Below are 23,317 nucleotides of genomic sequence, written 5' to 3'. Positions count from 1 at the left end.
GCAACTATGAAGCGCAATACGTGGCAGCGAGAAGCCGTGCGGGATGCTCTCACCGATTCAGAGGGCTTCGTGAGCGCCCAGTCGCTGCACGGTGCGCTGCGCGACGCGGGTAGCTCCATCGGTCTTGCCACCGTGTACCGGGCCTTGGCAGACCTTGCCGGCGCCGGTGACGCCGACTCACTGCAACAAGATGGCGAAAGCCTGTTTCGTGCCTGCACGCCCGACTCGCACCACCACCACTTGATCTGCCGCGAATGTGGAACAACTGTAGAAATCAAGGCGGATGCCGTAGAACAGTGGGCCAAAAACGTTGCGGCTGAGCATGGTTTCACTCAGCCGCACCACATCGTTGACGTCTTCGGCTTGTGCCCGGCGTGCTCTAGCACGTAACATATACCGTTGATCGAGTGGTTTCTTCCACTCTCGCACTCACCATCCGCCCTGTGTTGAAGTCAACTCTGTGTTGAAGTTAACACTGTGTTGAATTCAATTTTGTATTGAGTGGTTGGCGTGTGCCGACAAGTGATCTTGGGTAGGGCTTTGTTCCTACGGTAACTAGAACAGGAGTATGACCATGGCAGCAACCTGCCAAGTGACCGGCGCCATTCCCGGCTTCGGACACGCTATCTCGCACTCGCACCGTCGCACGAAGCGTCGTTTCGATCCGAACATCCAGAAGAAGACGTACTACGTACCGTCGCTTCGCCGCAAGGTAACCCTTCAGTTGTCCGCAAAGGGCATCAAGGTAATTGACGCTCGTGGCATCGAATCCGTTGTCAAGGACCTCCTTGCACGTGGGGAGAAAATCTAATGGCTAAGGCACAGGACGTACGTCCAATCATCAAGCTCCGTTCAACTGCTGGAACGGGCTACACCTATGTGACACGCAAGAACCGTCGCAACAACCCCGACCGCCTCGTACTCAAGAAGTACGACCCAGTGGTTCGCAAGCACGTTGAATTCCGCGAGGAGCGCTAAATATGGCTAAGAAGAGCAAGATTGCAAAGAACGAACAGCGCAAGGTCATCGTTGCGCGTTACGCCGAGCGTCGTCTCGAGCTGAAGAAGGCTCTCGTCGATCCAGCAGGAACTGACGAGTCACGCGAGGCTGCACGCCTCGGACTTCAGAAGCTTCCCCGTGATGCTTCGCCGATCCGCGTACGCGGTCGCGATGCCATTGATGGACGTCCCCGTGGATACCTCAAGCAGTTCGGAGTATCCCGTGTTCGGTTCCGTGAAATGGCTCACCGGGGCGAGTTGCCCGGAATTACCAAGTCAAGCTGGTAGATTCCAAGCGGTTCCGACGTTTCCTAACGTTCTGGAACAACTAACTGCTCAACGTCCGAGGAGGACCACCCATGGCTGATAAGTCGCTAAACCGTACTGAATTCGTAGCGGCGGTTGCCGCACAGTCTGGCCAGAGCCAGGCTGCTGTATCCGGCGTCGTAGACGCTTTCTTCGCTGTACTGTCCGAATCGGTCGGTAACGGAGTTAAGGTTTCGATCCCAGGTTGGATGGCTGCAGAGCAGACATTCCGCGAGGCTCGTACCGGACGCAACCCGCAAACCGGCGAAGCAATCCAGATCAAGGCCAGCAACGGCGTAAAGCTCAGTGCAGGCAGCAAGCTCAAGGCAGCAGCTAAGGGCTAAGCACCACAGCCTTTTTAGGCTTCATAAACAGGGCGGCATCCTTTGGGATGGCGCCCTGTTTTGTTTAACGGCAAGCTCTCCTGCTGGGTGGTCAGCCTTCTTTTCGTGGACTGCCTTCCCTTTGGCGACGAGTACTCTTGAGGAGTGCTTCGAATCAGCCGGATAGCGGGACCCGCCCTGCTGCTCGTTGTTGCATTAGTTGCCGTTGTTGCGGGCCTTCAGTTCGGTGGCGGAGTTGAAGCACCCATCTTGCTCGACCCTGGCGCAGTCGTTCGCTGGGGTCTCCCAATCTCTAAGCTGTTCGTGAACTTGGGGCTTGCCGCAGCAATTGGCGCACTCCTGATCGCAATTTTTGCGATGTCGCCAAAGCGGGACGAGTTCTCCCTCACCCTCGACTTTGCTGCTGCAGGGGCAGCGGTCTGGGCTGTGGCATCCGCTTTCACCGGGTTTTTCACGTTTCTTGCGGTGCGCAACCAACCCATTGACCTCACAAGCGCCTTCGGCGACGTTCTGGCGAACTTTCTGACCGTTACCGAGTTGGGCCAAGCCTGGCTTGCCACGGTGCTCATAGGGGCTGCGGTGACGGTGCTGTGCTTTGCGGTGCGCAACCGGACTGGGCTCGCCTTCGTGCTGGTGTTGGCTGTTGCCGGTCTCGTTCCTATGGCGCTTCAGGGCCACAGCGGTGGCACAGCAGACCACGATGCCGCTACGAGTGCGATCTTCCTGCACCTCATGTTTGCGGCCGTCTGGCTCGGCGGCATCCTCGCGATCGCTATTGCGCAGCCGAAGCTTACGAAGAACCGGCTGACCCTCGTGCTGCGTCGATATTCGACAATCGCCCTGATCAGCTTCATTGTCGTAGCAGTCTCCGGCTATGTGAGCGCAGAAATTCGCGTCGAGAACCTGAGCAACCTGCTGACGCCCTACGGGCTCCTCGTTCTCGTCAAAGTCTTCGCGCTCATCATGTTGGGACTGTTCGGTGCCGTGTATCGCAACTACGCGATCCGCCGGCTCGAATCGAGCCAAACCAAGAGCCGCGGATGGTTCTGGTGGATCGTCTCGGCCGAGCTGGCATTCATGGGGCTCGCTTCAGGCGCAGCAGCCGCACTGGCAGCAACCCCCACACCCATTCCCGAAGTCGTGGCGGCGGATACCCCGGACTCCTCGCCAGCCGCCTACCTCACCGGTTCACCTCTTCCACCGCCAGTGTCCGTGAGCAATTTGTTCACCCTGTGGAGCTTCGATCTCATCTGGGTGTTGATCTGTGCCTTCGCGATCTTCTTCTACCTCGCAGGCGTCTGGCGTCTCCATAAGCGCGGCGACAGTTGGCCGATCCACCGCACCGTGTTCTGGGTCTTAGGCATGCTGCTGCTGTTTTACATCACCAACGGTGGAGTGAACGTGTATGAGGGTTATCTGTTCTCGATGCACATGCTCGGGCACATGACCCTCGGAATGATGATCCCCGTGCTGCTCGTACCCGGTGCGCCCGTCACCCTGGCGATGCGAGCCATCGCCAAACGCACCGATGGCAGCCGTGGCGCGCGCGAATGGATTCTACTCATCGTGCACTCCCGCTACATGGCGATAATTGGGCATCCCGTTGTTGCTGCCGGCATCTTTGTCGTCTCGCTGTGGGTCTTCTACTACACGCCGCTGTTCCGCTGGGCAACGACCGACCATGTTGGCCACGAGTGGATGATCATCCACTTCTTGGGCTCCGGTTACCTTTTCGTGCAGGCGCTGATCGGTATCGACCCCTCGCCGCATCGCCCCGCATTCCCCATCCGGTTGCTCATCCTGCTCGCCACGATGGCGTTCCACGCCTTCTTCGGGCTCGGTCTCATGACAGGCACCGGGTTACTGCTGGCCGACTGGTACGGCGCAATGGGTTGGGACACCGGCGTTACAGCGCTTCAGGATCAGCGCATTGGTGGTGGTATCGCGTGGAGCGTCGGTGAGATTCCTACGATCTCACTGGCCATCGCGGTCGCCATCATGTGGAGGCGCAGCGACGGCCGTGCCTCCGTTCGCTACGATCGCAAAGCCGAACGCGACGGGGATGCCGAACTTGACGCCTACAACGACATGCTGGCGAAGCGCAGCTAGCTAGTTCGGGTACTGCGCAGTGATGAGCAACTCGTCATTGGGCAAGATCTTCACGAGGTAGCTTGCGCTAAAACTGACATCTTCATCGAAGGTCGAAACCGAGCCATCGAAGATCGAGCGCACATTGACGCGCAAATGGGCTACGGCATCCGTGGCGGGCATGAGCCAGCTCGACGACTCCGAGCCTGGCCTGAGCGACACCGGGGGATACGCGGCGATGCTCCACTCGGGGGTCGTAACGATGCGGTTGGACATGGGCTGGCCGAACGGACACCCGGTTGGAAGCAAGACCACCTGGGTGGCGCACTCGTCGAGGTAACCATCAACTTCGCGCTGGACCTGCGCAATCGTCGCCGCATTTGCGACGACATCGAGCCTGGCACGCACCGTGCCGCCCGGCTCTGTTGCCGAGACGACGATGGGTTCTGCCGTAAGGAACGTTGACGTGTGGGTAATATCGAAACTGCTGGGCGTGAGTACGACGTACGACGAGGGGGCGTCTTGCGACGACACAAAATCGGTCCCATTGGCGTTAAATTCTTGAGAATTCAGGACGGTGAGTCGCACGATGGTGAGCGGCGCGGTGACAAAATCCCAATCGGCGAAGACGCCAAAGTTGGTTCCGGCGCGGGTAACAGTGAAGGTCGACTGCGCTGAACGGCCATCCAACTCAAAAGTAAAGGTGACCGTCTCGGTCCCGTTGGCGTTGGTCTCTTTCTCGACCATCTCGATGTCTTCGAGCGAGCTGAGAGAGGAGGGTCGCAACAGATCGTGCGAGCCAGCCAACAGCATCGAGCCTGCGCCAGTGGTGTCAATGGGTGTTGCGCCGGACCCATCATCGGAGGCCGCACCGTGTTCTTCTGCAAGGCGGATGTCGGCAATATCCAACGCCGATGCCATGTCATGGCGAGCGAGCGCCCCGAGATAACTGCGGACGAAGCCACTAGAACCGTAGATCGTGGAATTGAGCACAACCACGGTGGTCACGAAGGCGGCGATAATCAGCCCGAGCACGATAGACCAGGTAACAAGCTCGCGACGCATTCACACATCCTAAACCGCTGAGGTGAGAGATATGCCACGCCACGAAAGTGGCGCAGGAGGTGGGGAGCCGTCATCAGCAGCATTAGGGTGATTGCGTGTCAAAAATCACCCTGTCGCCCGAGCAAGCAGCAGTCTTCGCTGCGATCGAGACGACGAGCGACAACCTCTTTGTTACGGGGCGCGCTGGCACCGGAAAATCGACACTGCTCAACCACCTCTCACACAACACGTCAAAGCAGATCGTGATTTGTGCACCGACGGGAGTTGCGGCCCTCAACGTTGGCGGCCAGACGATTCACTCGCTGTTCCGGTTGCCCATTGGCGTCATCGCTGACCACGAGCTCGAGCAAAACCCGCAACTGCGCAAACTGCTCAACACCATCGAAACGCTCGTGATCGACGAGGTCTCGATGGTCAACGCCGACCTCCTCGATGCCATCGACCGCAGTCTTCGCCAGGCTCGCCAGCGCAAGAACGAACCGTTCGGCGGCGTGCAAGTGGTGCTCTTTGGTGATCCATACCAGCTTGCTCCAGTGCCTGGCGATCCGGATGAGCGCGCCTACTTTGACGACCGCTACCGTTCGATGTGGTTCTTTGACGCTCTGGTGTGGGAGCAGACAGACCTGACGATTTATGAGCTGACGAGTATCCACCGCCAACATGAAGGCGAATTCAAGTTCATGCTGAACGCCGTGCGCCACAACGGCGTGACGGCTGAGATCGCTGAGCGGCTCAATGCGGTGGGGGCGCGGCAGGCCCCGACGGACGGAACGATTACCCTCGCAACAACAAACAGCGCAGTCACCCGCATCAACGCCACAGAGCTCGCACGGCTACCCGGCAAAGTGCTCACGGCCAAAGCAGAAATTTCTGGTGAGTTTGGTGGGCGTGCCTACCCTGCTGACGATGCGCTCGACCTGAAGGTCGGCGCGCAAGTGATGTTCCTGCGCAATGACACCAACGAGGGCGGAACCCAGCGGTGGGTCAACGGCAGCGTTGGCACCGTAACCAAGATCGCCTCCACGGTGTGGGTAGAAGTCGACGGTCGCGACTACGAAGTGAAGCCGGCGATCTGGGAGAAGTTCAAGTACTCATACTCAGCTCGCACCAAAGCCCTTCGCAAAGACGTGGTTGCCGAGTTCACGCAGTTTCCGCTGCGGTTGGCCTGGGCTGTCACCATTCACAAATCGCAAGGCAAAACCTATGACAGCGCGATCGTTGACCTCGGATCGCGCTCGTTCGCCCCGGGCCAGACCTATGTTGCCCTCAGCCGTATCAGCAGTCTTGAAGGGCTCTACCTGAGCCGTCCGCTGCGACCGAGCGACATAATAGTTGACGACAACGTTGTGCGTTTCATGTCGCGCACTCAGCCCATCCCGGCGATCGAGGCTTAGCCGGGTCGCTGCTGCAGGGGCAGTCCGGTCATTTCGGCAAGCCCTGTGACCGAGGTGTCTCCGAAAAGCTCCCGTACGTAGATGCCGTCCGGCCCGAGGTCAAAGACAGCGTAGTCGGTGTAAACGGTGTTCACGCAGCCGATCCCGGTTAGCGGATAGGTGCACTCCGTCACCAGCTTGCATTGGCCGTCTCGGGTAAACAGCTCCATGATGACGAATACCTGTTTAGCGCCGATCGCCAGGTCCATGGCGCCGCCGACCGCAGGAATCGCATCCGCTCCGCCAGTGTGCCAGTTGGCCAGATCGCCGGAGGTCGACACCTGAAATGCCCCGAGTACGCAGATGTCGAGGTGGCCGCCGCGCATCATCCCGAATGAGTCCGCTTGGTGAAAATAGGAGGCTCCAGGCAGCTCGGTCACCGGGATCTTGCCCGCGTTGATCAAGTCGTAGTCGATCTCGTCGGCCCTAGCGACCGGGCCCATCCCGAGCATCCCGTTCTCGGTGTGCAGAACGATCTCGCGGTCAACTGGCAAAAAATTTGACACCTTAGTAGGTAGCCCGATTCCGAGGTTAACGTAGGCGCCCTCGGGGATATCCTGCGCCACCCGGTTCGCCATCCCGTCGCGGTCTAATGGCCCCTTCATCACTGTCCTTCCGTCACTGCGGGCAGAGCGCCGCCGACCCCGACAAGCCGTTTGATGAAGATACCTGACGTCACCACAGCCTCTGGGTCGAGGGAACCGAGCTCGACGAGTTGGCTCACCTGCGCGATAGTGGTGGCCGCGGCGCTCGCCATTATTGGCCCGAAGTTGCGTGCCGTCTTGCGGTATACGAGGTTGCCGAGGCGATCGCCTTGGTGCGCTTTAATGAGCGCAAAGTCGGCGACCAATGCATCTTCGAGAACATAGTCGCGCCCGTTAATGTGACGAGTCTCCTTCCCCTCGGCCAGCGCGGTTCCGAATGCGGTCGGCGTGAAGAACGCGGCGATACCGGCACCGCCTGCTCGGATGCGCTCGGCCAGTGTGCCCTGTGCCACCAGTTCCAGCTCCAGCTGACCGGCCCGGTACAGTCCGTCGAATACCTGTGAGTCGACCTGACGGGGGAACGAGCAGATGATCTTGCGTACCCGCCCGGCAGCGAGAAGCGCCGCCAGCCCGGTGGTGCCGTTCCCGGCATTGTTGTTGACGATGGTCAAGTCAGATGCCCCCTGCTCGAGTAGTGCTTCGATCAGCTCGATTGGCTGCCCGGCCGTGCCGAAGCCACCGATCATTACGGTGGCGCCGTCTGCGATGTCCTGCACAGCATCCGCCGTGCTGCTAACGATTTTGGAAATCATTGGTGCTACTTCGGCTCGCCGACGAACGCGTGCGCGTCGACCCAGGACGGGAACGAGATGGTCTTCGCGTCAATCACGATCGGTGTGGAACGGTCACCGTCTAGCCACTCGCGAAACCCGCTGAGGTCATCGAGTGATCGTACAGTGATGCCGGTGCAGCCGAAACCGCGGGCGATAGCAGCGATGTCGGTGTCGGGAAACTCGACAATGTCGAGCGGCTGACCGCTGTGCCCGAAGTGGTGCACTTCCGCCCCGTATGCGCTGTCGTTGTAGACGACCACGACGAGCGGCAGGCCGAGGCGCACGGCCGTATCGAGCTCCACCAAGCTCATCATGAATCCGCCGTCACCGACTCCGACGACCGGTAGGCGGTCCGGCTGGGCGACGGCAGCTCCGATAGATGCGGGTAGCGCGAGCCCGATGCACTGAAACCCCAGCGGCAGGCAATAGCCGCGATCATCCGGAATCTGTAGGTACATGGCTGTGTACTCGGTGTGGCTTCCTGCATCCGCGGTGACGATGCGTTCGGCAGGCAGTAGGTCATCGAGCGCGATGGCGAGCATGCGCGGATCGATGCGGCCTTCGGCGGAGCGCGGCTCAAACGGCTGGTCGCGCCACAGTCGTCCCGATGCCAGTTTTTTGGCCGTCTCGGGTGTGCGGTAGCCGATGCGCAGTGCCGGGCCGAGCGCGTCGGCAACGGCACCTGCGACAAGAGCGGCGTCGCCGATGACGGATGACTCCACGCCCCTATGGCGGCCGAACGCCGTGCGATCGACATCCACCTGCACGACGGGTGTGTCACCGACCAACTCGCCGTTGCGAGTAGTCCAGCGGTTCAGCGATGCGCCGAATGCAACGATTAGGTCCGCACCCTGAATGATCTCAGCCATCGATGCGTTCGCGAACCCGCCGATGACATCCACGTTCCAGGGATCGTCGGTGAACAGGCCGCGAGCCATCGCCGTGGTTGCCAGAAGGGCCCCGGATGCCGTTGCCAGACGAACGAGCTCGTCGTGCGCAGCGAAGGATCCACGACCACCGACGATCAGCGGACGCTCCGCCGCGGTGAGCCGCGACCTCAGATCTGCCACGGTGTCACGGGATGGTGCGGGCGGCGAGGGCACAGGCGGGAGTGCTGGCGCCGAACCAGACCAGTCGAATTCGGCGGCCTGCACATCGAGAGGGAGGCCCAGCAACACGGCTTGGCCTTGCCTAGCCACCGAAAATGCGCGTGCGGCATCCGCCAACGCAGTCTCCCGGGATTCGAGGCGGAATGCTTTCGCGCCCAACGCCTCCGCAGCGGCGGCCTGGTCGAACCAGAAATTGGAAGTCTTCATGGTCGCCGGAGTCTCGCCCGCGACGATGATCAGCGGGGTGTGCGCTTTCACGGCTTCGCCGAGACCTGTCATGGCATTAGTCAGACCGGGGCCCTGGTGCACGCTCGCGACCGTGACCTTCTTGGATAGACGGGCATAGCCGTCCGCCATCGTGGTCGCACCACCCTCGTGGCGCGCTGCAACATACTGCGCACCGGCGTCGATCATGGCGACTGTGACCTCGAAGTTGCCACTGCCGGCAACGCCGAACACGCGGTCGACTCCCCACTGCGCCAGCGCCCGGCCGACCGCTTCGCCGACCTTCATCGTTTTGAGACCTTCTGAATCGCAGTGACCCCGGTCGGCTTAGAAGCTTTCGCAATCTGGATCTGCTCGTAGACGTGCGTGCGAAGCTCCGCGAAGCGCTTGCTCGAACGAGTCTCGAGCTGGTCTCGCTGGTCGGGGAGATCGATCGTCAGGTCGTCCTGCACCACAGTGGGCGAGTTCGAGAGCATGATCACGCGCTGCGCCAGGTAGACCGACTCATCGATGTCGTGCGTGATAAACAGGATGGTGACGCCTAGCTTGTGCCAGATGTCACGGACCAGGTCTTCCAAATCGGCGCGGGTTTGTGCATCGACGGCGGCGAATGGCTCATCCATTAGCAATACCTTGGGCCGGTACGCGACGGCGCGAGCAATCGCAACGCGTTGCTGCATACCGCCGGAGAGTTGCCACGGATAGCTGTCTGGCATGTGCTCGAGCTCGACCGCCTCGAGGGCGTCGCCGACCAGCTTGTCGCGCTCAACCTTCGACACTCCAGCGTTCTTCAACGGAAGCTCGACGTTTGCCCGAACTGTCATCCACGGGAAAAGGCTGCGGCTGTACTCCTGGAAGACGACGGCCATGGCCTTCGGTGGCCCAGTGACCGGCGTGCCGGCCAACTCGATGCTGCCAGCGGTCGGAGTCAGCAATCCCGCGATGCACTTGAGCAGCGTCGTCTTGCCTGCCCCGGACGGACCGACAATGCAGATGAGCTCGCCCTCCGCGATGTCGAGGGTGATGTTGCGTACCGCCTCGATCTCGCCGTCGCCCACCTGATAGGTCTTCTTAAGGTTCTTGATCGACAGCATTGGAGTGGTCATGGTGTTTCCTGGTCTGCTTGCTGGTGCGGGGTCGTTGGTCAGGTCGTCAACTGTCACGTTGTACCTCTTTTAGGCCGTGGTACCAACGCAGCACCCGGCCCTCGATAGCTTTAGAGATCAGGGAGAGTGCGATACCGATCAGGCCGAGCACGGCAATGCCGCTCCACATCTCTGGGATGGCGAATGTGCGCTGGAACAGCACGATGGTGAAGCCGAGACCCGACGATGAGCCGAACATCTCCGAGATGACCATGAGGATCAAGCCGATCGACAGACTCTGGCGGATGCCGGCCATGATCTGCGGGCTAGCTGCAGGCAACACCAAATAGCGCAGCCGGGAGATGCCCCTGATGCCGTAGGTCTTGCTCGTGTCGGTGAGCACCTCGTCGACGGCTCGCACACCTTCGACCGTGTTCAGCAGCACCGGCCAGATGGCACCAGAGATGATGACGAGGATCTTCATCTGATCGTTGATGCCGATGAGCAGCATGAACAGCGGTACGAGAACGGGTGGCGGGATGGCGCGGAAGAACTCGAGCATCGGCTCGGTGAGGCTACGTAGCCAGCGGAAGGAGCCGATCAGGATCCCGGCGACAATCCCTAGAACGATGGTGGCGATCAGGCCGATGAACAGTCGGATGACGCTGGGGAGGAAGTCGGTGACGAATCTCTCGCCCGACCACACTTCCCAGAAGGTCTGAGCCAGCACTTGCGGGGTGGGAACGAAGAAGTTCGGCTCTCCAAGGGTGAGCGCCCACCACATGGTGACGAGCAGAACTGGCAGGCCGAGGAAATAACCAGCACGTTTGAGGAGGATCATGCGACGACCTCCCGCCGGATCGATGAGTGCCAACTCAGCAGCTTCTTCTCGATGACGCGCATGACGAGGTTGATGATGACGCCAATCATCCCGGTGGCGAGTATGAGCGCGTACATTTCGGGAATTGAACCACCGCTCTGGCTGAGCCGGATTTGGTAGCCGAGCCCGCGGCTGACGATGATCAACTCGGCGGTGATGGCGAGGATGAGCGCGACGGCGGAGGCGAGGCGGATGCCGGTCATCAGGTACGGGAGCACAGTGGGCCAGACAACATAGCGTGCCCGCGCGAGGGGGCCGAGCCCATAGCTCTTCGCCGTGTCATTGGCAACCGGGTCGACATCCGCCACCCCGTACAGCACCTGGAGTAGCACCTGCCAAAAGGATGCGTAGACAATCAGGAGCAGGGAAGACTCGATCTTGAATCCGAAAAGTAATACGGCGAGGGGGATCAGCGCAACCGACGGGATTGGGCGCAGGAACTCGATGGTCGAGTAGGTAGCCTTACTGAGGAAAGAGCTCGAACCGATGATGAGCCCGAGTGTGACGGCGGCGACAATCGAGAGGACGAGGCCGATCGTCCAAGCGAGCATGGTTTCGCTAACAGCCTGGTAGAAGTCCGGGTCGCCGAGGCTGCCGAAGAACGCGACCAGCACTGTGCTGGCGGGTGGGAGGAATCTCTCCTCCACCACGCCCAGACGAGATACTGCCTCCCAGATGAGCAGGAACAGCAGGATACCCGCCAGTCCGAGCGCCGAGTTGGCCACCCGTTTATTGCGTATCCTGCTGCTCATACTCGTCATTGGGTACTCGACTTCTACTCGGCTGAAACGGTCGGGCTACGGAAGCAGCTCGTCGAGGTTCGGCTCAGCACTCAGCGTGCCGTAGCCGAACGCGGCTGCCCCAAGCTTCTCCATCGCTTCGCGGTTGAAGTCGACGTTGAACTTCGGAAGCACCATGGCGTCCAGCTGCTCCATCGTCATCTTGGTGTACGTGGTCACGATTTGCTTGACCTCGTCCGGGTTGCTGTCAGAGTACTCGAGCGATTTGTTCATCGCTGTGGCGAATGCTTCGACCAGTTCTGGCTTGTTCTCGAAGGTGTCCAGCGTCGTGAAGTAGCCGGCGATGTCGAGGTTCGGGTTGAATTCCGAGAAGTTGTACGAGATCACCCGTGCACCGTTAGCAACTGCGGAATTGAGGAACGGCGCGAGGATCCACGCCGCATCCACCTGTTCGTTGGCCACGGCGGCTTCCGCGTCAGGGAAGGCGACCTCGACGAACTTGATGGTCGAGGAATCTCCACCGTCGTCGTCGACGACCGTGCGGATCGTGGTGTCACCGATGTTCTGCAAGTTGTTGACCGCGACGATCTTGCCGGACAGGTCGGCCGGGGTCTGGATGTCGGAATCTGCCGGAACAATGACGGCACCAAAGTCGGGGTCGCCAGCGGTCGTGTTGCCGTTGGCGACGTACTTCAGCGCGAGCCCTTGGTCGTTGGCGACCATGCCCGAGACGTAGTTGCCGAAAGCGAAGTCGTAGCTTCCTCCCACCACGCCGGGCACGGATGCTGCACCACCGGTCGTGGGTTGGACTGTCACATCGAGGCCTTCGTCGGAGAAGAAGCCCTTTTCGACACCGAGCCAGAGCGGCGCGGTGTCGACGATCGGGATAACTCCGACGGTGATGGCGATTGGTTCGCCGGCGCTCGGTGCAGCGGCACCGTCATCGACGTTTCCGCTGCTGCAAGCAGCTAGTGCGAGGACGGACGCGGCTGCGAATCCAGCCATTAGCGATTTCTTCATTTGGCACTCCTTTGTGGCAAGAATTTGTCATGCGTAATTTGTACGGGATGCGAACTAGTGTTCTCTATACAGTACAAACGGTTCGACCGTTCCGTCAAGGATGTGCGTTGACTCAGAAGAAACGTCTGTGGAGCCCGATACGTTGCCTCATATGGAAGCCTCCGCTTGGGTGTCGTTCTCGGGACTAGCCAGGGTGCGGGTGAGCGCCGCGACGCTCGACCACCGATTCGCACCAGAATGCGCGCAGCTGATGTTCAATGGTCGGTCCAACACGAAACCGGAAACCTTGTTAAAGTCGCAGATTCTCATCCGCACTTGGGCTGACGGGAACGAGGCCAGATGCTACAACGGGTGGCTGGTCGGGCTGAAACCGCTGTCTCCGGGACGCGAGAACGGACGGGAGGCGGTCAGGTCGTGGCTGATGCGTTCCGCCGCAAGCTTCAGTGGAGGTAGCAGGTTCTCGTGAATCGATTCCACCGAGTGGCTGTTTGCGGTGGTTGACACGTTGATTGCGGCCATCACGGTTGAGCCGTGCCAGATCGGGGCGGCGATCGAGCGCAAACCGTCCTCAAGCTCCTGGTCAACCATCGCCCAGCCCTGCTCGCGAACCCGCGCGAGCTCTGCTACCAGCGCTTCCCGGGACTTGATCGTGTGAGAAGTGAGGCCGGTGAAGTCAATGCCACTCAAGTGCGAGTCGAGCTCGTCCGCGTTGAATGACGCCAGCAGCACCCGGCCCATCGAGGTAGCGAATGCAGGGAAGCGGGTACCGATGTTGATTCGCACCGTCATGATGCGCCGCGTGGGTACGCGTGCGACATAGACGATGTCCGTGCCGTCGAGCACTGACGCCGAGGTGGATTCGTGGATGCTCGCGGCCAGGTGCTCGAGGTGCGGCTGGGCAATCTCCGGTAGCGAAAGTGCTGAGAGGTAGCTGAAACCCAGTTCCAGTACGCGGGCGGTGAGGCTGAACATCCTGCCATCCGTCTTTACGTAGCCGAGTTCGACCAGGGTGAGTAGAAACCGACGACTGGTCGCGCGAGTAAGCCCGGTGCGTCTAGCGATGTCACTGAGCGTCATCACCGGGTGGTCGCCGTCGAAGGCGCGGATGACGCTGAGCCCGCGTGCCAGCGACTGCACATACTGCCCGCTCGGGTCGCGCGCCGAGTCTGCTTGTTCCGTCGATTCCGCAGCGTTCCCCATCCCTCTATCATCCCCTTCTGGTGTCTCCGCCGCGTCTAGGCTCGCGCTCACCGTTCAAGCACAATCGCGAGACCGAGGCCGACACCGATGCAGATCGCCGCAACGCCCACGCCGCCGCCGCGCCGGGCGAGTTCGTGCGCGACGTGGCCGACAATTCGAGAGCCGGAGGCCCCGAGCGGGTGGCCGATAGCGATCGCGCCACCATGGATATTCACCTTCGCCGGGTCGAGCTCTGGCCACAGCTGCAGGCAGGCGAGGCTCTGCGAGGCGAACGCCTCATTCAGCTCAACCACGTCAACATCCGCCCAGGTCTTACCTGCCCGGGCGAGTGCTTTGTTGGCTGCTTCGACCGGCGCAATGCCGAAGATGTTGGGGTCGACCGCGTGCACGCCTCGAGAGACGATGCGTGCCAGAGGCTCCGCGTCGATGGGTGCGTTCTCAGAACCGATCAGGATCGCGCCGGCACCGTCGTTGAGCGGTGAGGAGTTACCGGCGGTGACCGATCCGTCGGGCCTGAACGCGGGTTTCAGGGCACCGAGCGATTCTAGCGAAGCGTCTGCCCTGATCCCCTCATCCCTGGCCAAGTCGACTCCCGCGACTGGCACGACTTCTCGGTCGTAGATGCCGTCGTCCCAGGCGGCTGAGGCGTTGCGGTGGCTGAGGAGGGCGAACTCGTCTTGTTGCTCTCGGCCAATTCCATAGCGTTCCGCGAGGATCTCGGCGGTTTCACCGAGAGACACGCTCCATTGTTCGGGCATCTTCGGGTTCACCATGCGCCAACCGAGGGTAGTGGAGTGCATAGTTTCGTGCGCGCTTGGGTAGGGGCGCGACGACTTGAGCATCACCCAGGGCGCGCGACTCATTGACTCGACACCGCCGGCGATCATGACGTCGGCGTCACCTGTTTCTATGGCGCGACTTGCCTGGATCACGGCTTCCAAGCTGGAACCGCAAAGCCGGTTCAGCGTGGCGCCCGGGACGGAGGTGGGGAATCCGGCCAGGATGGCGGCCATCCTGGCGACGTTGCGATTGTCCTCACCAGCAGCGTTGGCGTCGCCGAGGAGCACATCGTCGATGGTCGACGGATCGAAATTCGGATGCCGCGCCACCAGTTCGCTGAGTACCCCGGCAGCTAGGTCGTCAGGCCGGGTGCCCGCGAGGGACTTTCCGTATCGTCCGAAGGGCGTCCGTACGGCGTCGTAGATGAAACTGGTGGACATAAAACTCCCATCACCAAAGCAATTCTGTGCGCACAACGAACTTGTGTTCTAATGATGGACGTACCATGGGGAAATATCAACCCAGCAAAGCCCGTGAACGGGAAGGATGGCAACGTGGCCACGTGCACCAGTATCAGTACCCAGATAGCAATCATCGGCGGAGGCCCCGCCGGGCTGCTGCTCTCCCACCTGCTGCGACGATCTGGCATCGAGAGTGTCGTGCTCGAGCTGAGAGACCGCGACTACACCATCCAGCGTGTGCGCGCAGGCGTGCTGGAACAGGATGCCGTCAACCTGCTTACTGAGGTCGGTCTGGGTGAACGGCTGCATCAAGAGGGCCAGCGCCACGACGGCGTCTACCTGCAGTACAACGGAGACCGCCACCACATCTCGTTCCGCGAGCTGGTCGGGCGTTCGGTCTGGGTCTACGGCCAACAAGAGGTCGTGAAGGACCTCATTGACGCACACGACGAAGCGGGCACCCCGGCCCGATACAGCGTGTCCGACATCGAAATCGACAATGTGGCCCACGGCCCAGCGACGGTGCGCTTCACCCAAGACGGCGAGGAGTTTGAGTTGACCGCCGACTTCGTGGCGGGGGCGGATGGAGCGCACGGGGTGTGCCGGCCCAGTGTTCCGCCTGCGCAGAAGAAGACCTATCAGCGCGAGTACCCATTCGGCTGGCTGGGCATCCTCGCCCACGTGCAGCCGTCAACAGATGAGCTCATCTATTCGCTGCACGAGCGCGGCTTCGCCATGCACAGCATGAGGTCGGAGACGGTCAGCCGTCTCTACTTGCAGGTTGACCCTCACGACGACATCACTAACTGGTCGGATGATCGCATTTGGGATGAACTGGACCTGCGCCTCGGCACCCCGGGATGGACGCTGGAACGCGGGGAGATCTTTGACAAGAGCATCACCCCGATGCGCAGTTTTGTAAGTGATCCGATGCGCTTCGGCAAGCTTTTCCTGGTTGGCGACTCTGCGCACATCGTTCCGCCGACCGGGGCCAAGGGGCTAAACTTGGCGATCGCAGATGCGAGTTACCTGCACGATGGATTGGTTGCCTGGTACCGGAACGGCGACGCATCCGGTCTCGACGAGTATTCGCCTCGCTCATTGCAGCGCGTCTGGCAGATCCAGTATTTCTCCGCCTGGATGACTCGTATGCTGCACCGTTTCACTGAGTCGACGGATTCCGGGCATCCCGAGAACGTGGACTACGACTACCGCGTGCAGTTGGGGCAGCTGAGCCAGCTGTGCGAGTCGCCACGTGGCATGGCGTACCTGGCTGAAATGTACACTGGGCTGCCGTTCCTAACGCACCCGCACTGACCCCGGCGCTCCCTGAGCTTGGGGGAGCGGCTTCACGACTCTTCGTGCAAGGCGCTTCGACAATTTCAGCGAGCGTAGCGCCTCATCAGAGTCGACAAGCGCTATCAGCCTTCGGTATCTCCCCCAAAAACTTGCTGCGCTACGTGGAACGCCGAGTTTGCTGCCGGCACCCCGCAATACACCGCGGACTGAAGAATAATCTCGGACACCTCCTCCTGCGTGAGCCCGTTGCGCAGTGCGGCCCGCAGGTGCATGGCGAGTTCTTCCCAGTGGCCGTGCGCGATGAGCGCGGTGATGGTGACGGTGCTGCGCAGTCGCCGGTCCAGCCCGGGGCGCGACCAGATATCGCCCCAGGCGTAGCGCGTAATGAAGTCTTGGAAGTCGCGCGTTACCTCGGTAACGCTCGCGTTCGCACGGTCGACATGCTCGTCTCCGAGCACCTCGCGTCGCACCCCCATCCCCTGGTCGCGTCGCTGGTCGTCGCTGGTCATCAGCCGTCCTTTCCAAAGAAGTTCTTGAGCAGTTCCGCTATTACTGCGGGTTGTTCCGCGCTGGCGAGGTGCCCCGCATCCGAGACGTCGGCTGCCCGCCCGTGAGGGGTAGCCGCAGCAAGTTCAGCCATCGCGTTGGGTGGCGCAACCGGGTCGTCGTGCCCGGAAATCGCCAGTAGAGGCCGAGTCAAGTCGCCGAGCTCGCCTCGTAGGTCGTACGCTGCCAGCGCCTCACAGCACAGTGCGTAGCTTTCGTCGTCGGCGTCGGCGAGGGTATGCAATAGCTGGCCGGTAATCTTTGGTAACCGCGCAATCGACCCGGGCGAGAACCAGCGGCCGGCGGATGCTCCCACCAGCGCCGAGGTCGACTGCGCCCTCACGAGGGCGGCGCGTTCCTCCCACAAGGAGGCCTCTCCAAATCTGGCGAGTGAGCAGATCATCGCGACGTGGTCGAGACGATCCGGATGGCGTAGTGCCAGTTCCAGTCCGACGGCACCGCCGAGTGAGACACCAGCGTAGTGGAACGTGGGTTCGTCAACGAGATTGAGCACGGCATCCGCCAGCTCCGCCACGCTGAAGCTCGAGCATGCTGGCGCCGAGATGCCATGCCCGGGAAGGTCCCAGGACAGCAGGCTGAACCGTGAGCCGAGCAGTTCGGCGGCGTCTTCCCAGACCAGCGACGACGTGCCTAGCGACGGTCCGAGCACGATCAGCGGAGCGCCGGCGGTGCCGCCCCTAGTCGCGCGGATCACGGGGGCGGTCATCCGTTTGCCTTTACGTGAGCCAGGGCCCGGTCGATGAGGTCGTCACTCAGCCCGAGGTAGCACTCCGGTCTGAGGAGGTCGTTAAGCTGTGCGTCTGACCAGCCAGGGAGTTCTCGTGCCAACGTTTCTCGCAGGCTTGACGGGTCGGACGCGGCGGCGGCGATAAGCTGTCGCACTTTGTCCTTGCCGAGCACCGGACCCACGACGAGCATGACCCGCTCGCTCACGATGAGTGGCCCGGTCAGCCGCAAATTCTGGCGCATCCGTTCGGTGTCGACGCGGAGCCCGGTCAACAGCTCAGCGGTGAGCGATGCCGCACCACCGGCCGCCCGCAGCAGACTGCGCAGCACTTGCCATTCAGTGTGCCAGGCGCCGTCGGGGCGCTCGTCGACGGCGATGGCGCTGCGGTGAAGTTCGGCGGCGAGCCCGGGAGTCTGGCGGGAAGCCGCCTGGATCAGCACGCTGAGTACCGGGTTCTTCTTCTGGGGCATGGCTGACGACCCGCCACCGGATACCTCGCTCAGCTCGGCTATTTCCGTGCGCGAAAGCAGGGCCACGTCGGCGCCAATCTTGCCAAGCACAGTGCCTGCGCCGGCGAGTGCATCCGCCAACCTGGTGACCGGCGTCCGCATGGTGTGCCAGGGCAGCGGCGCTGGCTTTAGGCCGAGCTCGTCAGCGAATGCGTCAACCAGCTCAAGTTCGTGGCCAGGAAGAAGCTGTGTGAACGAGGAGAGCGTTCCTGCCGCTCCACCGAGCTGAGCAGGCAAGGCCTCTGCAACCGCCGCGAGGAAACTGCGGGCGTCGGCCACCCCGACCAGCCAGCCGGCCGCTTTGAGTCCGAAGGTCGTCGGCACGCTGTGCTGGGTCAGCGTGCGACCCGCGATTGCCGTGGTGCGATGAGCGTCGGCCAACGCGGCGAGGGCGGCGATCGCGGAGTCGAGGTCGCTGACCAGTGAGTGGATGCTGCGCTTGGCCACCAGCATCAGTGCGGTGTCCAAAATGTCCTGGCTGGTGGCCCCGAGGTGCACATAGTCGGAAGCGTCGGGACCGACCGCCGACCGTAGTTCAGCCAGCAGCGGGATGATCGGGTTGCCGCCGCTCGAGCGGGAGGCTACGGCCAGTTGGGCGGGGTCGAGTTCAAGCCCGGCTGCCGTGTTCCGGATGGCTACGGCAGCGGCATCCGGAATCAAGCCCAGACGGGTCTGGGCGGTGGCCAATGCGACCTCCACGTCGAGGATCGCACGCAGCACCGCGTCGTCTCCTGTCGCTGTCGCCACTGGTGTGCCGGCCCAGTACGGCGCGAGCAGACCGTGATCTGCCGCGTTGGAGTTATCCGAAGTCAATGAAGACTGTCTCCTTGTCACCCTGCAGGTGAATGTCGTGGTGTAGCGACCCGTCGCTTTGACGTGTCGCTATTAGGGTAGCCCGACGCTCGGAAGGCAGCGCAGAGAGTAGTGCGTCGCGTTCGAGCGCGTCGTCGTTTTGGGGTAGGTAGATTCTGCTGTGCAGCTTGTCGAGTAGCCCGCGCGCGAAGACGACGACAGCGAAGAACGGTGCCGTGCCGTTGACTGGGCCCGGCTCAACCGTGGTGAAGGAATAAACACCGTCGCGCGTGGTCGCCGATCGTCCGAAACCGGTGAAGGCGTAGCCGTCACGGGAGAGTGACCCGCGTGCGGTCGGAATGCTACCGGTATGGTCGGCCTGCCAGATTTCGATGAGAGCATCCGGCACGGGAACGCCGGCTCCGTCATACACGACACCTTCCAGCCGCACGGAGTGAGGCTGGTGCGGTGGAACGAGGGTCTCGCCTCCCTCGTAGGGAAGCGCGTAACCGAAGAACGGCCCAACGGTCTGGCCCGGGGTTGGGAGGAGGCTCATGCGTCGCCTCCTTCTGTCTCGAACCAGGTTTGTTGCGGACCAGTCAGCACGATATCCCAGCGGTACCCGAGCGACCACTCCGGTGAGGTGAGGTCGTGGTTGTAATCGGCGACGAGGCGGTCGCGTGCGTCCTGGTCGATGATTGAATTGTAGATCGGGTCGAGAGGGAACAGCGGGTCGCCCGGAAAGTACATCTGGGTGATAATCCTCTGCGTAAACGCATTGCCGAATAGTGAGAAATGGATGTGTGCCGGCCGCCAGGCATTGGTGTGGTTCTTCCACGGGTATGCGCCCGGTTTGATGGTGACGAAGCGGTAGTTGCCGTCGTTGTCAGTGATGGTGCGACCGGTTCCGGTGAAGTTTGGATCGATGGGTGCCGGATGCTGGTCCCGCTTGTGGATGTACCGTCCCGCCGCGTTCGCTTGCCACACTTCGACGAGCTGGTTGCGCACCGGGCGCCCCTCGCCGTCAAGTACGCGCCCGGAGACGAGGATGCGCTCACCGAGTGGCTCCCCGGTGTGCTGCAGGGTGAGGTCGGATTCGATCTGCGCAACGTCGTTGTGTCCAAAGGCTGGCGATACGAGTTCGATGGTCTCAGGGTCTGCATGGTGTAGGTCTTTCGTGGGGTGCCGCAGGATGCTGCTGCGGTACGGCGAATAGTCAAGCGTCGTGCGGTTGTTGGCTGCGGTGCCGCACGCACGATCCATCTCGTATTGTTCTCGCCTCGCGCTGATCTCGCTTGAGATCTGCTGCTGGTCACTGAGTGTCATGTTGCCCTTCGTCACGGGCGCTCATCGTCCGTGTGCCCGATAGAGCGTGGCATCCGTGAGGTTGGTAAACAACGACACAGTTCCACTCAGCAGAAACTAACCCAGCGACTCGGTTCCCTCGCGGTCCATCAGCTCGAGCAGGCTCGCTGACATTGCTGACGCGGCATTTTGCAGTACCGGAACCAGCCACGGTGTTTCCGCTTTTACGGTGTGAGTGACGAGGCCCACGGCGGCCAGTAGACCAGAGTGGCCCAGTACAGGCACCGCAATGGAAGTATTGCCGAGGGTCATCTCTTGGCGCGTCCGGCTAACACCAGAGCGCCTGACCTCTGCGAGTTGAGCGCGCAGCATTGGCTCTGAGGTAATCGAGAATTTGGTCGGGCTTTCGAGTTCTCGCGAAAAGAATGCGGAGAGAAAAGCTTCATCTTGCCAGGCGAGAAGCACCTTGCCGACGCCCGTGGTGTGCAACGGCAGGCGTCCCCCCATCCGGCTGATCGTTGGTACCGAATGTGGTCCCACCACTCGGGCGACATAGAGTGCTTCGATCCCATCCAGGATGGCTAAATGCACGTTCTCCGCGGTCGCCTCATACAGTGTGAGCAGGTAGGGAAGGGCCGTCTCCCGCAGGTAAAGACTCAGTGGTGAAACCTCGCCCAGTTCCCACAGTGCCCGTCCGATTGAGTATCGATCGTCCGCTCCCCGTGACAGTAAGTTCGCTGCGGTCAGCTCCCCTAGCATCCGGTGTGTCGTGGTCATTGACAGACCCGAGCGAGCGGATACTTCGCTCAATGTCAGGCGAGAATGCTCGCCATCGAAGACACTCAGTAGTGTCGCGGTGCGCGCGATGACCGAAGCTCCTGGTTCTGCAGTGTTGCCCGCCATGGGCTGCAGTCTAACGAGCCACCACCCCGCGGTCCAGATTCACGCAGTGAGCAGCCTGGTGACCTCGTTGACCGGCGGTTTAGCGCGCTGGCACCGGACTGCCTCCGGGTGGCGGATAGTGCATATATTCAGACCTCTTGGATTCCAAAGAGGGCTGTAGAACCCTTCTATCATCCCGTGAGCCGGATGCCCGATTGGCCACCATCGACACCGATAACGGTAGGCGTCAGCTGTTCCTTGCCTGTTCGGGAGTGAACGCCCCACTTGAAACCTGGGCGGTGAGTTGGTACTTGTCGCCGCGGTAGAAACAATTGGCAACCATGATGATGTTGCCCCGCGAATCGGAGTCGATCCTGCGAAGGCGCAGGCAGGCTTGATCTTCGGTGATAGTCAAGAGCTCACGCACCCGCTGGTCGGCGAGAACCGGCTCGATGGAAACATTGGCAGCGCCGGGGACGATGCGGTAGCGCGTGCTGAGAAGTTCGCAGAGCGAGCCTCCGAGGTCACCTCCGTTGAGACCGGGAACAAGCGCCTGCGGAATCCAGACAGTTTCGACAGCCATCGCTTCGCCGCTACCTAAGCGCAAGCGGGTAAAGCTGACCACAGGGTCGCCAGGCGTGATCTGCAATTGTGATGCGATCGCGGAGTCCGAGGCCGCGACGCGGTAGGCGAGTAGTCGGGCGCTTGGTTCGAGTCCGCGGTCTCGCATGTCTTGAGAGAAGGAGGTGATTCCGAGCAGGCGAACGAAAGGCTGAGGGGTTACATAGGTTCCGGAGCCATGACGGCGTTCAACGACGCCTTCGGCGACGAGAGCATCGACGGCGCGGCGGATCGTCATTCGGGCGACACCCCACTGCGCGCTCAAGTCACGCTCACTGGGCAGGCTCTTTCCTACCTCTGTCGACGCGACCAACTCTCGAAGGCGCGCTCTCAGTGTGTTTCTGATTGACTCCACGACGACTGTCACCTTCACATTAGAGCCCAGTTACGAGCATGCCGCAAAGATCCGGTTAGACCAATCATGGCACTGCCCACTGACATGTATGCCCCACGGAGTGCCCCAATATCCACAATTTTAGCCAGAAGACGGGACTGAGCTCGAGTCGCCCTAGACCACTCCGATATCGTAGCGTGATGCTCGTTGTAGACCACTTGACGTGCGATATATGGTGAAACCATGAGTCATATCCGCCCGCGGTGCTGACTCGATCTACACGGGAGGGGAACTGTCGTGATTCTGCCTGAACCGACCGCTGTACCGCTTCGCGGCGGCCCGACGCTGCGTTGGGGCGTGCTCGCACCCGGAGCGATCGCCACCGACTGGGTGGCAACGATGCACGCGAACACCGATCAGCGGGTGGTCGCCGTGGCGTCCCGTTCGGCCGAGCGCGCTGCCGAGTTTGCGCAGAAGAACGGCATCGAGCGCAGCTACAGCAGTTATGAACAACTGGTCGCAGACCCCGAAGTCGACATTGTTTATGTGGCGGCGCCGAATGTGTTTCACCGACCGCTGGCATTGCTCGCAATCGCGGCAGGCAAGCATGTGCTGATCGAAAAACCGCTGGGAGTGGATGCCGCAGACCACAGTGATTGCCCAGCTCATCGCTGAGGGTGAGCTCGGCGACCTCTCGATTGTCACCGCTGACTTTGGCGCAAACTTTGGCACGCCGAGCGGACAACCCGTGTTCGACCCGGCAATGGGCGGGGGCGCGCTGCGAGACATCGGCATCTATCCGGTGTGGTTCTCCCGCTTTGCGCTCGGCGCACCCACCTCAGCTGTGGCGACGGGGCGGATGCTCGACAGCGGCGTTGATGGCCAGGCGGCGATGATCCTCGGGCACGCCGGCGGAGCCCAAGCTGTGTTGCACACGACGATGCGTGCCGACACCTCCACGGCACCCGTGGTCGCGTCGAGGTGCGCACTCCCTTCTACGCGCCGAATGGGTTTGCGTTTGTGAGCGACGAGGAGCGCACCGAGTTCACGGATGGCACTGGGCTGCGCGGCCGCGAGGGGCTCGCATTTCAGACGACGGCGATTGCCCAACACATTGCGGATGGCCGAACCGAGGCGCCCGAGCATCCTCTCGATGTGTCGGTTGCGATCCTGGAGACCCTCGATTCGTTACGCGCCCAGGTTGAAGCCGGCTAGCTTTGCGGCGGCTC

General features: G+C 61.5%; 28 protein-coding genes. 11 read left to right on the top strand and 17 right to left on the bottom strand.

What is annotated here, in order from left to right; genetic code table 11:
• Nucleotides 1-6 precede the first annotated feature (6 nt).
• The 6 genes from ACTJJW_RS09685 to ACTJJW_RS09660 all read left to right on the top strand — a co-directional run bounded on the left by ACTJJW_RS09685 (nucleotide 7) and on the right by ACTJJW_RS09660 (nucleotide 3,757).
• The gene (locus ACTJJW_RS09685) at nucleotides 7-390 is read left to right on the top strand and encodes a Fur family transcriptional regulator (RefSeq protein ID WP_462644158.1); all 384 of its coding nucleotides are present in this window, start codon (nucleotides 7-9) and stop codon (nucleotides 388-390) included.
• 184 nt (nucleotides 391-574) lie between these two features.
• Nucleotides 575-811 (top strand): 50S ribosomal protein L28, encoded by a 237-nt coding sequence (gene rpmB, locus ACTJJW_RS09680; RefSeq protein ID WP_010204490.1) that lies wholly within the window; start codon nucleotides 575-577, stop codon nucleotides 809-811.
• Nucleotides 811-978 carry a 50S ribosomal protein L33 gene (rpmG, locus tag ACTJJW_RS09675; protein WP_009773536.1) on the top strand — a complete coding sequence of 56 codons (168 nt, stop codon included), beginning with the start codon at nucleotides 811-813 and terminating at the stop codon, nucleotides 976-978. The genes rpmB and rpmG overlap by 1 nt, the downstream gene beginning before the upstream one ends.
• A 2-nt stretch (nucleotides 979-980) precedes the next feature.
• Nucleotides 981-1,286: a 30S ribosomal protein S14 gene (gene rpsN / locus ACTJJW_RS09670; protein ID WP_197106841.1), complete on the top strand. Its 306-nt coding sequence runs from the start codon at nucleotides 981-983 to the stop codon at nucleotides 1,284-1,286.
• A gap of 71 nt (nucleotides 1,287-1,357) precedes the next feature.
• On the top strand, nucleotides 1,358-1,648 hold the full coding sequence (locus ACTJJW_RS09665) for an HU family DNA-binding protein (protein ID WP_009773534.1): 291 nt from the start codon (nucleotides 1,358-1,360) through the stop codon (nucleotides 1,646-1,648).
• A 144-nt stretch (nucleotides 1,649-1,792) separates the two neighbouring features.
• Complete coding sequence (locus ACTJJW_RS09660) at nucleotides 1,793-3,757, top strand: cytochrome c oxidase assembly protein (protein ID WP_462644157.1); 1,965 nt, start codon at nucleotides 1,793-1,795, stop codon at nucleotides 3,755-3,757.
• Here the strand turns inward: ACTJJW_RS09660 and ACTJJW_RS09655 are convergent, their stop codons facing one another.
• Nucleotides 3,758-4,801 (bottom strand): hypothetical protein, encoded by a 1,044-nt coding sequence (locus ACTJJW_RS09655; protein WP_462644156.1) that lies wholly within the window; start codon nucleotides 4,799-4,801, stop codon nucleotides 3,758-3,760.
• Between the two features lie 95 nt (nucleotides 4,802-4,896).
• Here ACTJJW_RS09655 and ACTJJW_RS09650 point away from each other — a divergent pair, with 95 nt between their 5' ends.
• Entirely contained in the window at nucleotides 4,897-6,195 is a 1,299-nt protein-coding gene (locus ACTJJW_RS09650; protein WP_462644154.1) for an ATP-dependent DNA helicase, read from the top strand.
• Here the strand turns inward: ACTJJW_RS09650 and ACTJJW_RS09645 are convergent.
• The 9 genes from ACTJJW_RS09645 to ACTJJW_RS09605 all read right to left on the bottom strand — a co-directional run bounded on the left by ACTJJW_RS09645 (nucleotide 6,192) and on the right by ACTJJW_RS09605 (nucleotide 15,031).
• Nucleotides 6,192-6,839 (bottom strand): 3-oxoacid CoA-transferase subunit B, encoded by a 648-nt coding sequence (locus ACTJJW_RS09645; RefSeq protein WP_462644152.1) that lies wholly within the window; start codon nucleotides 6,837-6,839, stop codon nucleotides 6,192-6,194. The two genes, ACTJJW_RS09650 and ACTJJW_RS09645, sit on opposite strands and share 4 nt — an antisense overlap.
• The gene (locus ACTJJW_RS09640) at nucleotides 6,839-7,531 is read right to left on the bottom strand and encodes a 3-oxoacid CoA-transferase subunit A (protein WP_462644151.1); all 693 of its coding nucleotides are present in this window, start codon (nucleotides 7,529-7,531) and stop codon (nucleotides 6,839-6,841) included. The genes ACTJJW_RS09645 and ACTJJW_RS09640 overlap by 1 nt, the downstream gene beginning before the upstream one ends.
• Nucleotides 7,532-7,536: 5 nt before the next feature.
• Nucleotides 7,537-9,174 carry a thiamine pyrophosphate-binding protein gene (locus ACTJJW_RS09635; protein WP_462644149.1) on the bottom strand — a complete coding sequence of 546 codons (1,638 nt, stop codon included), beginning with the start codon at nucleotides 9,172-9,174 and terminating at the stop codon, nucleotides 7,537-7,539.
• On the bottom strand, nucleotides 9,171-9,980 hold the full coding sequence (locus ACTJJW_RS09630) for an ABC transporter ATP-binding protein (RefSeq protein ID WP_462644278.1): 810 nt from the start codon (nucleotides 9,978-9,980) through the stop codon (nucleotides 9,171-9,173). The genes ACTJJW_RS09635 and ACTJJW_RS09630 overlap by 4 nt, the downstream gene beginning before the upstream one ends.
• Before the next feature lie 58 nt (nucleotides 9,981-10,038).
• Nucleotides 10,039-10,812, bottom strand: coding sequence for an ABC transporter permease (locus ACTJJW_RS09625; RefSeq protein WP_462644147.1), 774 nt, complete (start codon nucleotides 10,810-10,812; stop codon nucleotides 10,039-10,041).
• Nucleotides 10,809-11,603 (bottom strand): ABC transporter permease, encoded by a 795-nt coding sequence (locus ACTJJW_RS09620; RefSeq protein ID WP_462644145.1) that lies wholly within the window; start codon nucleotides 11,601-11,603, stop codon nucleotides 10,809-10,811. Before ACTJJW_RS09620 ends, ACTJJW_RS09625 begins: the two co-directional genes overlap by 4 nt.
• 45 nt (nucleotides 11,604-11,648) lie before the next feature.
• A complete protein-coding gene (locus tag ACTJJW_RS09615) occupies nucleotides 11,649-12,611 on the bottom strand; it encodes an ABC transporter substrate-binding protein (RefSeq protein WP_462644143.1) in 963 nt (320 codons plus the stop codon).
• A 342-nt stretch (nucleotides 12,612-12,953) separates the two neighbouring features.
• A complete protein-coding gene (locus ACTJJW_RS09610) occupies nucleotides 12,954-13,811 on the bottom strand; it encodes an IclR family transcriptional regulator domain-containing protein (RefSeq protein WP_462644141.1) in 858 nt (285 codons plus the stop codon).
• A gap of 47 nt (nucleotides 13,812-13,858) precedes the next feature.
• Nucleotides 13,859-15,031 carry a thiolase family protein gene (locus ACTJJW_RS09605; protein ID WP_462644139.1) on the bottom strand — a complete coding sequence of 391 codons (1,173 nt, stop codon included), beginning with the start codon at nucleotides 15,029-15,031 and terminating at the stop codon, nucleotides 13,859-13,861.
• 114 nt (nucleotides 15,032-15,145) lie between these two features.
• Between ACTJJW_RS09605 and ACTJJW_RS09600 the strand changes: the two genes are divergently transcribed.
• Nucleotides 15,146-16,369: a 4-hydroxybenzoate 3-monooxygenase gene (locus tag ACTJJW_RS09600; protein WP_462644137.1), complete on the top strand. Its 1,224-nt coding sequence runs from the start codon at nucleotides 15,146-15,148 to the stop codon at nucleotides 16,367-16,369.
• Nucleotides 16,370-16,473: 104 nt separating this feature from the next.
• On the opposite strand, the gene pcaC is transcribed toward ACTJJW_RS09600, so the two are convergent.
• The 7 genes from pcaC to ACTJJW_RS09565 form a co-directional block, all read right to left on the bottom strand.
• Nucleotides 16,474-16,860: a 4-carboxymuconolactone decarboxylase gene (pcaC, locus tag ACTJJW_RS09595; RefSeq protein ID WP_462644135.1), complete on the bottom strand. Its 387-nt coding sequence runs from the start codon at nucleotides 16,858-16,860 to the stop codon at nucleotides 16,474-16,476.
• Nucleotides 16,860-17,624: an alpha/beta fold hydrolase gene (locus ACTJJW_RS09590; protein ID WP_462644133.1), complete on the bottom strand. Its 765-nt coding sequence runs from the start codon at nucleotides 17,622-17,624 to the stop codon at nucleotides 16,860-16,862. The genes pcaC and ACTJJW_RS09590 overlap by 1 nt, the downstream gene beginning before the upstream one ends.
• Nucleotides 17,621-18,967 (bottom strand): class-II fumarase/aspartase family protein, encoded by a 1,347-nt coding sequence (locus ACTJJW_RS09585; RefSeq protein ID WP_462644131.1) that lies wholly within the window; start codon nucleotides 18,965-18,967, stop codon nucleotides 17,621-17,623. The genes ACTJJW_RS09590 and ACTJJW_RS09585 overlap by 4 nt, the downstream gene beginning before the upstream one ends.
• Nucleotides 18,954-19,502 (bottom strand): protocatechuate 3,4-dioxygenase subunit alpha, encoded by a 549-nt coding sequence (gene pcaG, locus ACTJJW_RS09580; RefSeq protein WP_462644130.1) that lies wholly within the window; start codon nucleotides 19,500-19,502, stop codon nucleotides 18,954-18,956. The genes ACTJJW_RS09585 and pcaG overlap by 14 nt, the downstream gene beginning before the upstream one ends.
• The gene (pcaH, locus tag ACTJJW_RS09575; RefSeq protein WP_462644128.1) at nucleotides 19,499-20,272 is read right to left on the bottom strand and encodes a protocatechuate 3,4-dioxygenase subunit beta; all 774 of its coding nucleotides are present in this window, start codon (nucleotides 20,270-20,272) and stop codon (nucleotides 19,499-19,501) included. The genes pcaG and pcaH overlap by 4 nt, the downstream gene beginning before the upstream one ends.
• A 96-nt stretch (nucleotides 20,273-20,368) precedes the next feature.
• Entirely contained in the window at nucleotides 20,369-21,154 is a 786-nt protein-coding gene (locus ACTJJW_RS09570; protein ID WP_462644126.1) for an IclR family transcriptional regulator, read from the bottom strand.
• A 226-nt stretch (nucleotides 21,155-21,380) separates the two neighbouring features.
• A complete protein-coding gene (locus ACTJJW_RS09565; RefSeq protein ID WP_462644125.1) occupies nucleotides 21,381-22,109 on the bottom strand; it encodes a GntR family transcriptional regulator in 729 nt (242 codons plus the stop codon).
• Nucleotides 22,110-22,385: 276 nt separating this feature from the next.
• Between ACTJJW_RS09565 and ACTJJW_RS09560 the strand changes: the two genes are divergently transcribed.
• From ACTJJW_RS09560 to ACTJJW_RS09550, 3 genes are read left to right on the top strand one after another with little or no spacing between them, the layout of a single operon-like run.
• On the top strand, nucleotides 22,386-22,763 hold the full coding sequence (locus tag ACTJJW_RS09560; protein WP_462644123.1) for a Gfo/Idh/MocA family protein: 378 nt from the start codon (nucleotides 22,386-22,388) through the stop codon (nucleotides 22,761-22,763).
• Nucleotides 22,726-23,112: a Gfo/Idh/MocA family protein gene (locus ACTJJW_RS09555; RefSeq protein WP_462644122.1), complete on the top strand. Its 387-nt coding sequence runs from the start codon at nucleotides 22,726-22,728 to the stop codon at nucleotides 23,110-23,112. Before ACTJJW_RS09560 ends, ACTJJW_RS09555 begins: the two co-directional genes overlap by 38 nt.
• Nucleotides 23,109-23,303 (top strand): hypothetical protein, encoded by a 195-nt coding sequence (locus ACTJJW_RS09550; protein WP_462644120.1) that lies wholly within the window; start codon nucleotides 23,109-23,111, stop codon nucleotides 23,301-23,303. The genes ACTJJW_RS09555 and ACTJJW_RS09550 overlap by 4 nt, the downstream gene beginning before the upstream one ends.
• The last annotated feature ends 14 nt before the right edge of the window (nucleotides 23,304-23,317 follow it).

The organism is Rhodoglobus galactosidasius (assembly GCF_054957775.1).
Note: the sequence above shows the minus strand (reverse complement) of the source record. Positions and strands in the feature narration are given on the sequence as shown.